Genomic DNA, 14,793 nt, shown 5'->3' on the forward strand with positions numbered 1-14,793 from the left:
CAACGCCCACAGGCATAAAAAATTCAAAGCACACAGCCACGACATGCTTTACCCTTGACCATCAGAAAAGAATTTCAAGAAAACAGGACCCGAAACCATGAGCAGCACCGATCTTTCGCAAACCCATCTTGGCAAATGCATCCTTGCCGGTCAGGGCAGGGTCAAGGCCGATCTGGTCCTGCGCAATATCGGGCTTCTTGATGTGATCACCGGCAAGGTCACCCAAACCGATATCGCCATTGTCGGTGACCGGATTGTCGGCACCCATGACAGCTATGCTGGTGAAACCGAAATTGATTGCACCGGCAAATTTGCGGTTCCGGGCTTTATCGACACGCACCTTCATATTGAAAGTTCGCTTGTCACCCCGCTTGAATTTGATCGCTGCGTCTTGCCGCATGGTGTGACGACGGTTCTGTGTGACCCCCATGAAATCGCCAATGTGCTTGGTGCGGAAGGGATCCGCTATTTCCTTGATTGTGCCGAACAGACCATCATGGATGTGCGGGTCAATCTGTCATCCTGCGTACCTGCAACGGCGTTTGAAACCGCTGGTGCGCGTCTTGAGATCGAAGACCTGTTGCCATTCAGAACCCATGAAAAGGTCGTTGGTCTTGCCGAAATGATGAACTATCCCGGCGTTCTGAACCTTGATCCGGGCATCATGGCCAAGCTTGAAGCCTTTCAGGATGGTCATATTGATGGCCACGCGCCACTGGTGCGCGGCTTGAACCTTAATGGCTATATGGCCGCTGGCATTCGCACCGACCATGAAGCCACATCCGCCGAAGAAGCCCGCGAAAAACTGGCCAAGGGCATGGCGATCCTGATCCGCGAAGGATCGGTTTCCAAGGACCTTGAAGCCCTGGCTGAAATTCTTGATGAAAACAGTTCAAGCTTTGTGGCGCTGTGTACCGATGATCGCAATCCGCTTGATATCGGCGAAGAAGGCCATCTTGATAGCCTTGTGCGCCGCCTGATCGGTCATCTTAAGGCGCGCAATTGCCCGATCCATCATGCCTACCGCGCCGCATCGCATTCGGCTGCCCGCATTTTTGGCCTGCGCGATCGCGGTCTGATCGGACCGGGCTGGCGGGCCGATATTGCCATTCTTGATGACCTTGAAACCTGCGATGTCAGCGATGTCATCGCCGGTGGTCGCCTTGTGACCGATGATCTGTTTGCAACCCGTACCCCCATCGCACCGGTCGGCCTGACCTCGATGAAGGCAACGCCCGTGACAGCCGCAGCCTTTGCCTGCGATCCCAAGCCCGGTCAGAACCAGACACCGGTGATCAAGGTCAAGCCGGGTCTTATCCTGACCTTCCGTGACGAGGCAACGCTTGAGATCGGCGATAACGGGCTTGAGCCCGATCTGGCCAATGACGTGATCAAGGTGGCCGTCGTCGAACGCCACGGCATCAATGGCAATATCGGGCGCAGCTTTGTGCGGGGCTTTGGCCTGAAACGCGGCGCTATTGCATCCTCTGTCGGCCATGACAGCCACAACATCACCGTGGTCGGGGCCAGTGATGCCGATATGGCCGCAGCGGTTAATCGCCTGATTGAAATGGGCGGTGGCTTTGCGGTTGCCAACGAAGGCAAAGTTACCGCCGAACTGCCATTGCCCGTCGCCGGACTAATGAGCACGGAGCCGTTCGAAGTGGTCGAAAAGGACCTGATCACGTTGCGCAAGGCCGCCAAGGATCTTGGATGTGTCTTGCCCGAACCGTTCCTTCAGGTTGCCTTCCTTGCCCTTCCGGTCATTCCGCATCTTAAAATGACGGATCGTGGCCTGTTTGACGTTGATAAATTCGACTTTGTTTAGAATGCGTCAAAACAACCCTTGATATATTTTTATTCTACGTGATCAACCTGATATTGTTTTCGGCCCGATGTGATCTAATCTGTTGATATAGCTGCATGACATAGGCGGCCTTAGTCAGGGTCGCATAACAAGGGCAGAATATCAGGTGAAAATCAGGCTTCAGATCGGTGTTACCGCAGCCTTCACAACCATTGCGGTCCTGATGTTGGGAATAACCGTTGCATTTCTGTATGAAAGCAACCGTACCCTTGCACTTCAGACAGCCCATAATCAGATGGAGACCGCGCGAAAAATCACGGTCGAAAGTCTGGTCAATGTCATCACACCGGTCAGGAAAATCGTTGCCACCACCGCCGATCTGGTCAATGCGTTCCCGGATGCCATTTCCCAACCGCGCGGTGGTGAAATCATGGCCAGCCAGATCAATGGCCATTCCCAGATTTATGGTCTGTTTTTCGGGTTTCAGAATGATGGACGGTTTTTTCAGGTTGTTCAAATCCCCGAAGGCCTGAAAACCTTTGGTCCGCATGACAGTGTCATTCCCGATAAAAGCAAGATTGTCTATCGGTCGGTTGATTATGACTATTCGGGCGGCATGCTTGATACTTTTCTTTATCAGTCAAGCTGGGGAAAGGTCACGGGCCAGGAACAAAGCGCTGTCACCTATGATCCGCGCAACCGGGCCTGGTATAAGGGGGCACAGGGTAATGATGATGTCTTTATCAGCCCGTTCTACACCTTTAACAGCACCGGCAAACCCGGTGTGACCTTTGCCAAGCGCGTGCTTAACCCTGACGGCAGTCTGATGGGTGTTGTCGGCGCGGACCTGACTTTGGAAAAGGTCACTGAAATTCTTAGCAATATCCGCATCGGCGCAGAAGGCCGGGTGTTTCTGCTTGGTTTTCAAAATCGGGTCATCGCCTATGCCGGTCCGCAGGGCATCGACGGAAATTCATCCTTTTTCACGGTCGGCAACCAGAAAGCCAGTGACCCGATTGTCACCAACGCCATCTTGAAATGGAGCCAGAAGCCCGAAGCCTTCTTTGAGTTTGTCGACGAAAAAGATGGGAAAAAATACCTTGCCTCGGCGGCAATCGTGCCGGGACTCTTCGGCATGGCGCCGGTTCTGGGCCTTATCGTTCCCGAAGACGAATTTATCGGCGCGATCAAGGCAACCACCAAATATGTGCTGAAAATTTCCGGGGCGATCTTTATTTTCACCATCATCCTGATTGCGATTATCTCCCGGATGATGAGCCGCCAGCTCAATATCGTGGCTGCCGAGGCCGAAAAAATCGGCCGGTTTGATCTTGGCGGCGATTTCAGGATGACATCGCATATCTATGAGGTCAGCGCGCTGTCATCGGCGATTGCCAATATGAAGGTCAGCCTCAAAAGTTTTGGGGCCTATGTGCCGACCGATCTGGTCAAATCCATAGTTTCCAACGGCAATCCGGTCGAAATCGGCGGCGAGGCCCGTGATCTTTCGATCATGTTCACCGATATCGAAGGCTTTACCGCCAAGACCGAAAACTATTCCCCGACCGAGCTTGCCCGGGAACTGTCGAACTATTTCGCCGCCATGGAGCACCAGATAACGGCCAACGGCAATGGCACCATCGATAAATATATCGGTGATGCCATCATGGCGTTCTGGAATGCACCGTCGGATGATCCCGACCATGTTGATCATGCCTGCCGGGCGGCTCTTGCCTGTCGGTTGGCCGGGCGGCAGCTTAATTCCATCTCGCAGGAGTCTAAGCTGTTCCCGCTTTATACCCGCTTTGGCCTGCATACGGATCGGGTGGTTGTCGGCAATGTGGGATCGGAACATCGGCTGCAATATACCGCCCTTGGCGGGGCGGTTAATCTGGCATCGCGGATCGAGGGACTGAACAAGATGTATGGCACACGCATTCTGGCCAGTGACGCCATTGCCCGCCGCGCATCTGATAATTTCCTGTTGCGCTATGTGGATCTTGTGATGCCCGTTGGCACGTCATCGCCACTTGCGATTTACGAGCTGATCGGGGACAAATCCGATACCAGCAACAGGCTTTGCAACATTGCCGAACAGCAGAGTGAGATCGCGGCATGGGATGCCTGTATGGCGCCTTACCTCGATCACAGATGGGCCGAAGCCCATGCTGCTTTCAGCGCCCACATTGCCGATGCCACAACCCCGAAACTGGTTGAAATCTATATCGCGCGCTGCCGGGCTTTCATGACCAATCCGCCGCCAAAAGACTGGGATGGCATCAATCATCTATCAAGCAAATAAGCCCGATCAGGTTCCCCATCACCGATTGAGGATCAAACCGGCAACCAATTCGGGATTTTGCGGCCATTACTTAGCCACTTAAACTGGCTTTTCCGTGGGTTTGTTGCTACATACGTCCCATCATATGCATCAATACCTGCAGGAAAGGAGCTTTGCATGCGCAAGGCCCGCGTTGAGCGTAATACAAACGAAACCCAGATCATGGTTGAACTGAACCTTGACGGGACCGGCGTCTATGATGTCGAGACCGGGGTCGGTTTCCTTGATCACATGCTCGAACAGCTTTCGCGTCACAGCCTGATGGACCTTAAAGTCCGGGCCAAGGGCGACCTGCATATTGATTTCCATCACACCACCGAAGATAGCGGCATCGCAATCGGTCAGGCCTTTGCACAGGCACTGGGCGATAAAAAGGGCATCACACGTTATGGCAGCTGCCTGCTTCCGATGGACGAGGCCCTGACCCGTGTGGCACTTGATATTTCAAGCCGCCCCTATCTGATCTGGAATGTCAATTTCACCCGCGACAAGCTGGGTGATATGGATACCGAATTGTTCCGCGAATGGTTCCAGGGCTTTGCCCAGGCAGCCGGCATTACGCTGCATGTCGAGAACCTGTATGGCGAGAACAATCACCATATCATCGAAAGTGCCTATAAGGCGCTTGCACGGTCCTTGCGCGATGCGATCGAAATCGATCCGCGCAAATCCGATGCCATTCCGTCGACCAAGGGTGTTCTTGGCGGGTCGCTTTGATCTGATGTGATCTGATCGGTTCAAGATCGAACAATACCGGCAGTGTCCTGCACTGCCGGGACCAGAAAATCGGTTTTCGATGAAGGTTTACACAGTCCATACCCATCCCGGCGATGCCGACCCGATGGAAAATGCCATCCTGATCCGCGAAGGGTTCAATTTCTGGGCCTTTCTGCTGTCGGGTCTTTGGGCGTTGTATCATCGGCTGTGGCTGGGCTTCCTTGGTCTGGTCGCGGTGTCGTTTCTGTGCAGCTTTGCCGTCATGTTCTTTGATGGCGGGCCGGAAATGGATTTTGCCCTGGCCCTTGTGACCGGGATCGGCTTTGGCCTGATTGCCAATGATCTGCGTCGGCGCAAGCTTGCCGCGCAGGGCTGGAAAATGACCGATATTGTTGCCGGAAAGAACGAAAGCGATGCCGAGCATCGCTGTTTTGAACGTTTGAACACATCACGTCCGCGCGTCCCGCATATCGCGCAGACTGCTGTTTCCACCCCCTCAACCGGGAGCCCATCCTACCCATGAGTGTTGCGATTATTGATTACGGTTCAGGCAATCTGCGCTCTGCTGCCAAGGCGTTCGAGCGTGCCGCCCGCGAAACCGGCTTTTCTGACGAGATCATTGTCACCGATGACCCGGAAAAGGTCCGCAACGCCAGCCATATCGTCCTGCCGGGCGTCGGTGCCTATGCCGATTGCCGGGCGGGCCTTGATGCCGTCACGGGCATGGTTGATGTTTTGACCGAACAGGTGATCAAGGGCGGCAAACCGTTCTTTGGCATCTGTGTCGGCATGCAGTTGATGTCATCGGTTGGCCGTGAGTTTGAAGATACCGCGGGCCTTGACTGGATTGCGGGTGAGGTTGTGGCGATTGAACCCAGCGACCCGGCTCTTAAAATCCCGCATATGGGCTGGAACGAACTGGTGCTTGATCCGGCGGGCAAGGCCCACCCGGTCCTGAAGGGTATTTCGGACGGGGATCATGCCTATTTCGTGCATAGCTATCACATGCATGTCGCCAATCCGGCCGAACGTCTGGCATCGGTATCCTATGGCGGCGACCTGACGGCGATGATCGGACGTGACAATATGATCGGCACCCAGTTCCACCCGGAAAAAAGCCAGAAAACGGGGCTTACCATCATTGGTAACTTCCTGGGATGGAAGCCATGATCGCACCATCTGATACTATTCAGCCCGGTGTTGTTGCCGAACGCGTGACCGAACTTTCGGCAGGCGAGCTTTCCGACATTGTCGATGCCTGTACCCAGGCAATTGTCGAAGGGGGCGGCTTTGGCTGGCTCACGCCGCCAGATCGCCCGGATATGGAAAAATACTGGCGCGGTGTTTTGCTGATGCCCGGACGGCATCTGTTTGTATCGCGCGTGGATGGCGTGATTTCCGGCGCGGCCCAGCTGATTGAAACCCCGGCCAACCTTGAAGCACAACGTCATTCTGCCCAGATTTCCGGCCATTTCGTTGCCCCGTGGGCGCGCGGGCGCGGCAATGGCAAGGCGATTGTGCGTTCGATTGAATATTTCGCCCGTGAAGCGGGCTATAGCGTATTGAAACTGGACCTTCGCGAAACCCAGAAGGCCGCCATCGCGCTTTATAACGGGCTTGGTTATGTCCGTTGGGGCATCAATCCCTATTACGCGATGATCGACGGCAAGATGGTCGAAGGTTACTACTACACCAAGAAATTACAGGACCCCGAACAGTGAATCTTTATCCCGCAATTGATCTGAAAGACGGTGCATGTGTGCGCCTGTTGCGCGGCGACATGGACAAGGCAACCGTATTTAACGATGACCCCGGCGCACAGGCAGGCGAGTTCGTTCAGGCTGGCTGTCACTGGGTTCATATTGTTGATCTGAACGGGGCCTTTGCCGGTGAGCCGGTCAATGGCGCGGCAGTTGATTCGATCCTGGCCGCCGTTGACGGCAAGGCACAGACCCAGCTGGGTGGCGGCATCCGCACCATGGAAACCGTTGATTACTGGCTGGATAAAGGCATCACGCGCGTCATCCTAGGCACCGTCGCCCTTCGCAATCCCGATTTCGTCAAGGAAGCCTGTGCGAAATGGCCGGGCCGGGTTGCTGTGGGCATTGATGCCCGTGATGGCTATGTCGCGGTTGAAGGCTGGGCGGAAACGTCCGAAGTCACCGCCCTTGAGCTGGCCAAAAAGTTCGAGGATTGCGGTGTGGCCGCCATCATCTTTACCGATATCGACCGCGATGGCGCAATGGGCGGCCCCAATATCGAAAGCACGGTCGCACTGGCTTCCGAAATTTCGACCCCGGTGATTGTATCGGGCGGGGTATCGTCACTTGATGATCTGATCGCGGTGAAAAAGCATACGAGTGCTGGCATTGACGGCGCGATTTCGGGCCGTGCGCTTTATGACGGGCGCATCGACCTTGCCCAAGCCATCGCAGCCCTTGCGTAACCGAGCCAAACAGGAAACCGACCATGTTGAAAACCCGTGTCATTCCCTGTCTTGACGTCAAGGACGGCCGCGTCGTCAAAGGGGTCAATTTCGTTGATCTGATTGATGCCGGTGATCCGGTCGAACAGGCCCGCATCTATGATGCCGAAGGCGCCGACGAGCTGTGCTTTCTGGATATCACCGCATCATCTGATAACCGCGACACCATCTTTGACGTGGTTGCACGCACGGCCGAGGCCTGCTTTATGCCCGTCACCGTCGGTGGTGGCGTGCGTAGCCTTGAAGATATCCGCAAGCTTCTGCTGGCCGGGGCGGACAAGGTTTCCATCAATACAGCCGCGGTCAAAAACCCCGATTTCGTGCGCGAAGCGGCCCGCAAATTCGGTTCGCAATGCATTGTGGTATCGATTGATGCCAAATCGACCGGCCCGGACAAGTTCGAAATCTTTACCCATGGCGGGCGTGAAGCCACGGGTATTGATGCCGTTTCGTTTGCAAAACAAATGACCGAATATGGCGCGGGCGAGCTTCTTGTCACCTCGATGGATCGCGATGGCACCCAGTCGGGCTTTAACATTCCGCTGACCCGCACGATTGCCGATTCCGTTCATGTGCCGGTGATTGCATCGGGTGGTGTTGGCACGCTGGACCACATGGTCGAAGGCGTGACCGAGGGCCATGCATCAGCCGTTCTGGCAGCCTCGATCTTCCATTTTGGCACCTATCGCATCCGCGAGGTCAAGGACCACATGAAGGCCGCTGGCATTCCGGTGCGCGAGGAGTAAGTTATGGCTGATCAACACATCCTTGATGCGCTTTATGCCACTGTCGCCGCCCGCAAGGGGGCCGATCCGGACACCAGCTATACCGCCAAGCTGTTTGCCAAAGGCACAGCCAAAATCGCCCAGAAAGTCGGCGAAGAAGGTGTTGAAACCGTGATTGCCGCTTTGGCCGAAACCCCGGACAAGGTCGCATCGGAAAGTGCAGACCTTCTGTACCATTTGACGGTTCTTTGGGCCGATCAGGGGGTGAAGCCCGAAGATGTCTGGCAGATCTTGGCCGAGCGTCAGGGTATTTCGGGCATCACCGAAAAAGCAGCGCGCAAGGGCGACTAATCAGTCTGGCCTTCCCGGACCTTTTTCCAATCCCCGTCATGCCCGCGCAAGCGGGCATCTCGCTTTTTGGCATCAAGGATTGCGGATCTCTGCATTTTTCCGCCCGGAATGACAAAATTTGGAAAATGCTCCTGCTTTGTCAAAATCGAAATTGCACCTGACGCCAAGCCTGTCCAATATGGCACCCATAATCAGAATACATCGATCAGGAGCCCCAAGATGGCCGTCAAACCATACGATCCGGAAAACATCTTTGCCAAAATCCTGCGCGGCGATATCCCGTGCACCAAGGTCTATGAAGATGACCATGTTCTGGCCTTCAATGACATCGCGCCCCAGGCCCCGACCCATATTCTGGTGATCCCCAAGGGGGCCTATACATCCTATGACGACTTTGCGCTGAATGCCTCAGACGCCGAAATCATCGCCTATACCCGCGCAATCGGCAAAATCTCGGAGGCCGCTGGTGTGGTTGAAGACGGTTATCGCCTGATCGCCAATACCCGTGACCACGGCCGTCAGGACGTCCCGCATCTGCATGTGCATATCATCGGCGGTACCAAGCTTGGCCTGATGTTGCCCAAAGCCTGATTTACCAAGACACCATCAAAAAGGCAGGGCACCGCATCGCGACCCTGCCTTTTTTGTCCCGATCAGAACCAGCCAGTAATGCCATGACAACACCCATGCCCGAAGCATCCGATATCTTTGCCGCCCTTGCCGGGCAATGGTCCCTTATGCGTGATCTGGGCGAGGTCGGGCAATTTGTTGGGGATGTGACCTTTCAGGCGCTCGATCCCGACAAGCCCAATGTTCTGCGCTATCGCGAGGAAGGGTTTCTGACGCGTCCGGACGGCCAACGTTTTGATGGCTATCGGGAATATGATTTTGTCCTGCACGAGGACCCGGCGGCGATTGAGCTTCTGTTTCGCGATCCGCTCAGTTTCGGCAATCGCTACGTGATGCTACACTTTGGCGAGGATGCGACTGATGGCCTGTGCGCACGTGACATTCATCCCTGTGGCGAGGATTTCTATCATCACTGCATGATCTGGCAGGATGATGATCATTTCGAAACAAAAATAAAAATCACCGGCCCAAAGAAAGACCATCTGCTTCATAGCATCTATCGCCGCAAACAAGGCGATTGAACCGCCAGAAAATCCCAATAAATCAATGAGTTCGGCAAGTTTAGGCCGGACGATGATCCACGACTTCGCGCAATAACCAGTCGCGAAACGCGTTGACTTCGGGCGTATCCACCCGGTTTTGCGGGGTAATCAGGTAATAGGCACCAGGATTTTGCAAGGTGGCTTCACAGACCACCTCAAGCAATCCATCGGCAAGTGGCCCTTCGATCAGGACACGCGGCAAAAGGGCTATGCCCATACCGGCCTTGGCGGCCTCGATCAGCATGAAGAAATGCTCGAACCCCGGTCCGGGCGCACCGGATATGGCAACGCTATTGGCTTGCCCCCAATCGTGCCAGGCCTTGGGCCGGGTGGTGTGGATCAGGCGGGTTTGTCCCGCGATCAGGGCATTCAGATCGGCTCGATCACCGGCTGCGGCGGTGCCCGGTTTGGCGACAACCACCTGAATTTCATCAAAAAGCCTGTCGGCGCGAGCATCCGGCCACATGCCATCACCAAAATAAAGCCCGACATCCATCTGGCGCGTTGCAAGATCGGGACTGCGTTCCGGGGTGGCGAAATTAAGCGCCAGGGTTTCGATCACCGGACGGATATCAGGATGTTCGTTTTGAAACCGGTTCAATCTTGGGATCAACCAGCTGCTGGCCAGCGTATGCAATGCCCCGATCACCAGCCGCCGTTCGCCCGCCCCATGGGTGACAAGGTCAAGGGTGGCAGCCTCGATCTCGTCCAAAGCGCGGCGCAGACTGGGCAAATAGGCGCGTCCGGCTTCGCGCAAGCTCAGTTTCGGGCCATTGCGATCAAACAGCACCATGCCAAGGCTTGCTTCCAGATTGGCGACCTGCTGGCTGATTGCGCCCGGGGTCACCGAAAGCTCCTCCGCGGCACGGGCAAAGCTGCCCAAGCGTGCAGCGGCCTCAAAGGCGCGCAATGCATTGAGCGGCGGGGTGGTCGGGCGCAGCGCCATAACAATAGATTTCCTGATTATATACGCAGAACTTCTGATTTTGATCGCAGTATTATGCTGATTTAAAATGACTCTAACAACCAAGCATTAGATTATATAGGCCCTAACCCCTGGAGATATCCATGTCGCTGCCCCCGTTCCATCTGGCCTTCCCGATCAAATCAATCGTCGATACCCGCGCCTTTTACATCGATATCCTTGGCTGTGCCGAAGGGCGCTCGACCGAGGCCTGGATTGATTTTGATTTCTTTGGTCATCAACTCTCCGCCCATGTCCGCCCGGAAGCCGGTCAGAACAAGGGTGCAGGCACCGTCGATGGTGATGCGGTGCCGATCCCGCATTTCGGGGCGGTTCTGGACTGGGATACCTGGCACGATCTGGCCGACCGCCTGAAATCGGCCAATGTGCCTTTCCTTCTGGAACCGAAAATCCGCTTTAAGGGCGAACCCGGTGAACAGGGGACCTTCTTTGTCGAAGACCCGGCGGGCAATGGTCTTGAATTCAAGACATTCCGCGACCCGGCAATGATTTTCGCCCATTAGGCCAGAGAATCCGATCAAATCGCGGGTAACATACATACCTGTCAGACATCAGGGAAAGACAGTCGATACCCCGAACGCCAGCTGTTCGGGGTATCGACCCTGTCGAAGCAAGTTGAATTCCTTAGAGATCAGGCTTATCGGTTCGATTGAACAAAACTTACCGCGCCAGAACTTCAGCAGCTTCACGGGTTTTTGTGACAGAACCTCCAACCGTGCCGGAAATCGTCTGAATCTCGGACAGTCTTTGAGCAAGTTCTTCAACCGATACGGCCATTGTCTGCATGTTTTCCGACACACTTTCGGTCACGGCACTCTGCTCTTCGACCGATGCAGATATGCTTGTCACACTGTCGCGTGCGGTTTCAATTGAGCCGCGAATGGTTTCAAGCGACTGCACAACTTCGTTCGAGATTTCCTGTACGCCGTTGATTTCGGCCGATATCTGGTCGGTAGCTTTTGCCGCCTGATTGGCAAGGTTCTTGACCTCGTTGGCGACCACTGCAAATCCCTTTCCGGCTTCGCCGGCCCGGGCGGATTCAATAGTGGCGTTGAGCGCAAGCAGATTGATCTGTCCGGCAATGCCCTGAATGACCTCAACGATGCCGGTCATTGCAGAGACCACATCCGCCATTTTTTGCGTCGATTGGTTAGCATTTACGGTTTGGGAAAACGCGCGCTCAGTCTCATCCCGGCTCTGTGCCATGCTGCGAGAAATTTCGGCGATTGAGGCTGACAGTTCCTCTGCACTGGCGGCAACGGTTTGCACGGAATTGGAGCTTTGCGCTGCTACCGATGCACCGCTTGCTGCCGCCGTGTCGAGATTGATAATATTCTCGTCAATCTCGCCAAAATTGGTATCGATCATTGCTTTGAGATCGATCAGAAGCTGCACCTGTTCGGTGATATCCGTAGCAAGTTTAACAACCCTTTCCGGAGCGCCATTTTGATCGAAAATCGGATTGTAGGCGGCCTCCAACCAGACTTCCTTGCCATTCTTACCAATACGTTTGAACTGGGCTGCCTGAACCTCGCCCTTTCTCAATTTGTTCCAGAAATCTTTATACTCGGATGAACCCTCATATCCCGGTTCAACAAACATGCTGTGGTGTTTTCCGATTATTTCTTTCTCTTCATATCCCATGGTGCTGAGAAAGTTCTTATTGGCTTTGAGAATCTTGCCATTGAGATCAAATTCGATAGCTGCCTGGGAGCGATCAATTGCATTGAGCATACCCTCCAATGCAGCGCGCTCTTTGCGTCGAGCTGTAATGTCCGTGGCAAACTTGACGACTTTAACCGGCTTGCCGGCCGCATTGAGGATCGGATTGTAGGTTGCTTCAAGCCAGACTGTTTCGCCGTCTTTACGAATACGCTGAAACACATCACGCTCAAATTCACCGCTTGAAAGCTTTTTCCAAAATTCCTTGTAGGCGGGACTTTTGGCGTATTCGGATGAGACAAATATCGAATGGTGCTTGCCGGTAATCTCGTTCAATTCGTACCCCATTGTAGCCAGAAAATTGGGGTTGGCTGTTAGGATTGTACCATCAAGAGAGAACTCGATAATAGCCATGGACCGACCCAGAGCTTCATATATCTGCTGTCCTTGAAGCGCATTGACGCCATTCTTAAAAAAGTTGAAAGCCAAGGAATTTCCCTCCCCCTTAACAATGAGTGACAACCAAAACAGGAGATCTTTGGTCGAGTGCAGACCATCCAATACAACCACCTATTCTTAGGTATGGGTAGGATTCGCCCTATTCAAGCCCGTGAAATCGAAAACTGATATCGAGAATCTTTAGGGTTTCTCACCAAGCAGAACGCATGTTGAAGGGTTCCGACATTCTCTATTTTTGACTTTATGTTGAAAATGCATCCAAGTTTAACGCTTTGGATGCCACTGATTGCAGCAATCCTATTCAGAAGATTTCCAGGTGTTCTTGAGCTATCTGACCGAGAGCTGGTCAGAACAGGTAGCCAAGTGATTGACCAGACAGTCAATTAGCTGCCATCAATAGACGCGCCAGAATTTGCAAGGGAACGCTTTGCGGTCTGGCGCGTTCTAAGTTCTGCAGCATATGCGCCACCCGTAACAAAACCGACAACCCGAATATCAGGAGTCCCCCATGTCAGCCGCCAACAGCGCCCCCAATATCCTTATTTCTGCCGCCGGCGAAGATGCCGCGTGGAAAAAGGCCATGACGGCGCGGCTACCGGGTGCTGCAATTGTCACCGGCGATGATAATTACGACCCCAAAACGATTGACTATGCCCTGTTCTGGAAACAGCCACAGGGATTGATCAAAACCCTGACGGGTCTTAAGGCCATCTTCTCGTTGGGGGCCGGGGTGGATCATGTTGTTTCTTCGCCAAGTTTGCCGGTTGATCTGCCGGTAATCCGGCTTGAAGATGCCGGAATGGCCGATCAGATGGTGCAATATCATCTTTATGCCGCCCTGCATTTCATGCGCGATTTCGATGTCTATGACGCCCAGCAGGCCAAAGCAGACTGGACCCAACATCCGGTCGCACGCATTTCCAAATGCCGGGTCGGGGTCATGGGGCTGGGGGCGCTGGGGGCGGCAGTCGCCACAGCGCTTTCAAATCTTGGCTTTACCGTTTCAGGCTGGAGCCGGTCGATGAAGGCAATCGAGGGCATTACCACCTTTGCCGGCAAGGAAACGCTGGCCGAATTTCTGGGCCAGTCCGATATCCTGATTTGTCTGTTGCCCCGCACGCCGGAAACCGAAAATGTGCTGGAAAGTTCGACCCTGTCGTTCCTGCCCAAGGGGGCGGCGATCATCAATGCCGCACGCGGGGCCATGATCAACGAGGCGGATCTGCTGCGCGCCCTTGATACCGGGCATCTGCGTGGCGCGTTCCTTGATGTTGCGGTGACCGAGCCGCTGCCGGAAAGCCATCCGTTCTGGGATCACCCGAAAATCCGCATCACGCCCCATATCGCGGCCGAAACCCGGATCGAGGAAGCAGTTGATCAGATTGCCGAAAATATTGATCGCATCAACCGCGGCGAAACCCCGCGCGGGCTGGTCAATCGCAAAACCGGTTATTAAACCGGCTTTACCCGCCCTGAAATGACGGGCCATATCCCGTCCTGCGCGGTTTCACTTGTCGGGCGATGTCTTTTCTGAAAAGAACAGGCATTGCCTGCCAGCCCCGTCCAGACAGGATTTTAAATGTCGGCCAAGACCTTTGTTGCCCTTCGTGTTGAATGCGATCCCGAGACCGCCTTTGAGACCTTCATCACCGATATTGATCACTGGTGGAAGCAGGGCCCGCGCAACCGTTTGATCGGTATCCGGCCGGGCATCATGCAGTTTGCGCAAAGGGACGGGACCTATGTCATTCAGGAAGCCGACAAGCGCCGACCGGATTTCGTCATCGAGGCCGGGAAAGTCACCAGGTTCGAACCGGGCAAACGGCTGATATTTGACTGGCGCTGGCCAGCTGCCACCGATGATGAACCCGCCACCATTGTCGATATCCGCTTTGCCCCGGCAGGCGATCAAACCCGCATCACGCTTGAGCATCTGGGTCTGGAAAAGCTGTCTGCCGCCCATCCGGCGCGCAACGGTCTGAACGACAACCGCTTCAAACCGATGATGACCCAGTATTGGCAGGCTCATCTGGTCTCATTACGAAACCGGATCAAAACCCTTTCTACCCCGTCTGGCCAAACAGCTTAA

16 protein-coding genes are annotated in these 14,793 nt (G+C 54.6%); 14 read left to right on the forward strand and 2 right to left on the reverse strand.

The annotated features are described in order from the left end of the window. Positions 1-97 precede the first annotated feature (97 nt). The 11 genes from ade (at position 98) to WA318_RS01555 (ending at position 9,577) form a co-directional block, all read left to right on the forward strand. On the forward strand, positions 98-1,828 hold the full coding sequence (gene ade, locus WA318_RS01505) for an adenine deaminase (RefSeq protein WP_336079644.1): 1,731 nt from the start codon (positions 98-100) through the stop codon (positions 1,826-1,828). Positions 1,829-1,973: 145 nt separating this feature from the next. After that, positions 1,974-4,109 carry a cache domain-containing protein gene (locus WA318_RS01510; RefSeq protein ID WP_336079645.1) on the forward strand — a complete coding sequence of 712 codons (2,136 nt, stop codon included), beginning with the start codon at positions 1,974-1,976 and terminating at the stop codon, positions 4,107-4,109. A 156-nt stretch (positions 4,110-4,265) separates the two neighbouring features. Beyond that, positions 4,266-4,865, forward strand: coding sequence for an imidazoleglycerol-phosphate dehydratase HisB (gene hisB / locus WA318_RS01515; protein WP_114096332.1), 600 nt, complete (start codon positions 4,266-4,268; stop codon positions 4,863-4,865). Between the two features lie 79 nt (positions 4,866-4,944). Next, entirely contained in the window at positions 4,945-5,388 is a 444-nt protein-coding gene (locus WA318_RS01520; RefSeq protein ID WP_336079646.1) for a DUF2628 domain-containing protein, read from the forward strand. Continuing rightward, positions 5,385-6,035, forward strand: a complete 651-nt coding sequence (hisH, locus tag WA318_RS01525) for an imidazole glycerol phosphate synthase subunit HisH (RefSeq protein ID WP_336079647.1) — start codon at positions 5,385-5,387, stop codon at positions 6,033-6,035. The genes WA318_RS01520 and hisH overlap by 4 nt, the downstream gene beginning before the upstream one ends. Continuing rightward, positions 6,032-6,586 (forward strand): GNAT family N-acetyltransferase, encoded by a 555-nt coding sequence (locus WA318_RS01530; RefSeq protein WP_258548572.1) that lies wholly within the window; start codon positions 6,032-6,034, stop codon positions 6,584-6,586. Before hisH ends, WA318_RS01530 begins: the two co-directional genes overlap by 4 nt. Then, the gene (gene hisA, locus WA318_RS01535; protein WP_336079648.1) at positions 6,583-7,311 is read left to right on the forward strand and encodes a 1-(5-phosphoribosyl)-5-[(5-phosphoribosylamino)methylideneamino]imidazole-4-carboxamide isomerase; all 729 of its coding nucleotides are present in this window, start codon (positions 6,583-6,585) and stop codon (positions 7,309-7,311) included. The genes WA318_RS01530 and hisA overlap by 4 nt, the downstream gene beginning before the upstream one ends. A 23-nt stretch (positions 7,312-7,334) precedes the next feature. Continuing rightward, positions 7,335-8,096, forward strand: a complete 762-nt coding sequence (hisF, locus tag WA318_RS01540) for an imidazole glycerol phosphate synthase subunit HisF (protein ID WP_114096337.1) — start codon at positions 7,335-7,337, stop codon at positions 8,094-8,096. Between the two features lie 3 nt (positions 8,097-8,099). Continuing rightward, positions 8,100-8,426: a phosphoribosyl-ATP diphosphatase gene (locus tag WA318_RS01545; protein WP_336079649.1), complete on the forward strand. Its 327-nt coding sequence runs from the start codon at positions 8,100-8,102 to the stop codon at positions 8,424-8,426. 219 nt (positions 8,427-8,645) lie between these two features. Then, positions 8,646-9,017, forward strand: a complete 372-nt coding sequence (locus tag WA318_RS01550; RefSeq protein ID WP_114096852.1) for a histidine triad nucleotide-binding protein — start codon at positions 8,646-8,648, stop codon at positions 9,015-9,017. Between the two features lie 95 nt (positions 9,018-9,112). Further along, the gene (locus WA318_RS01555; RefSeq protein WP_336079650.1) at positions 9,113-9,577 is read left to right on the forward strand and encodes a DUF6314 family protein; all 465 of its coding nucleotides are present in this window, start codon (positions 9,113-9,115) and stop codon (positions 9,575-9,577) included. A gap of 40 nt (positions 9,578-9,617) precedes the next feature. Here WA318_RS01555 and WA318_RS01560 read toward each other — a convergent pair whose 3' ends face one another. Then, on the reverse strand, positions 9,618-10,544 hold the full coding sequence (locus WA318_RS01560) for a LysR substrate-binding domain-containing protein (RefSeq protein WP_336079651.1): 927 nt from the start codon (positions 10,542-10,544) through the stop codon (positions 9,618-9,620). Positions 10,545-10,666: 122 nt separating this feature from the next. Between WA318_RS01560 and WA318_RS01565 the strand changes: the two genes are divergently transcribed. Further along, entirely contained in the window at positions 10,667-11,086 is a 420-nt protein-coding gene (locus WA318_RS01565; protein WP_336079652.1) for a VOC family protein, read from the forward strand. Between the two features lie 157 nt (positions 11,087-11,243). Here the strand turns inward: WA318_RS01565 and WA318_RS01570 are convergent, their stop codons facing one another. Next, positions 11,244-12,734, reverse strand: a complete 1,491-nt coding sequence (locus tag WA318_RS01570) for a methyl-accepting chemotaxis protein (RefSeq protein WP_336079653.1) — start codon at positions 12,732-12,734, stop codon at positions 11,244-11,246. A 478-nt stretch (positions 12,735-13,212) separates the two neighbouring features. On the opposite strand from WA318_RS01570, the gene WA318_RS01575 reads away from it, so the two are divergent. Beyond that, complete coding sequence (locus WA318_RS01575) at positions 13,213-14,160, forward strand: 2-hydroxyacid dehydrogenase (protein WP_336079654.1); 948 nt, start codon at positions 13,213-13,215, stop codon at positions 14,158-14,160. A gap of 123 nt (positions 14,161-14,283) precedes the next feature. Continuing rightward, positions 14,284-14,793: an SRPBCC domain-containing protein gene (locus WA318_RS01580; RefSeq protein WP_336079655.1), complete on the forward strand. Its 510-nt coding sequence runs from the start codon at positions 14,284-14,286 to the stop codon at positions 14,791-14,793.

Origin of the sequence: Thalassospira sp. CH_XMU1448-2 (genome assembly GCF_037027285.1) — a bacterium.
Lineage (GTDB): Bacteria > Pseudomonadota > Alphaproteobacteria > Rhodospirillales > Thalassospiraceae > Thalassospira > Thalassospira profundimaris_C.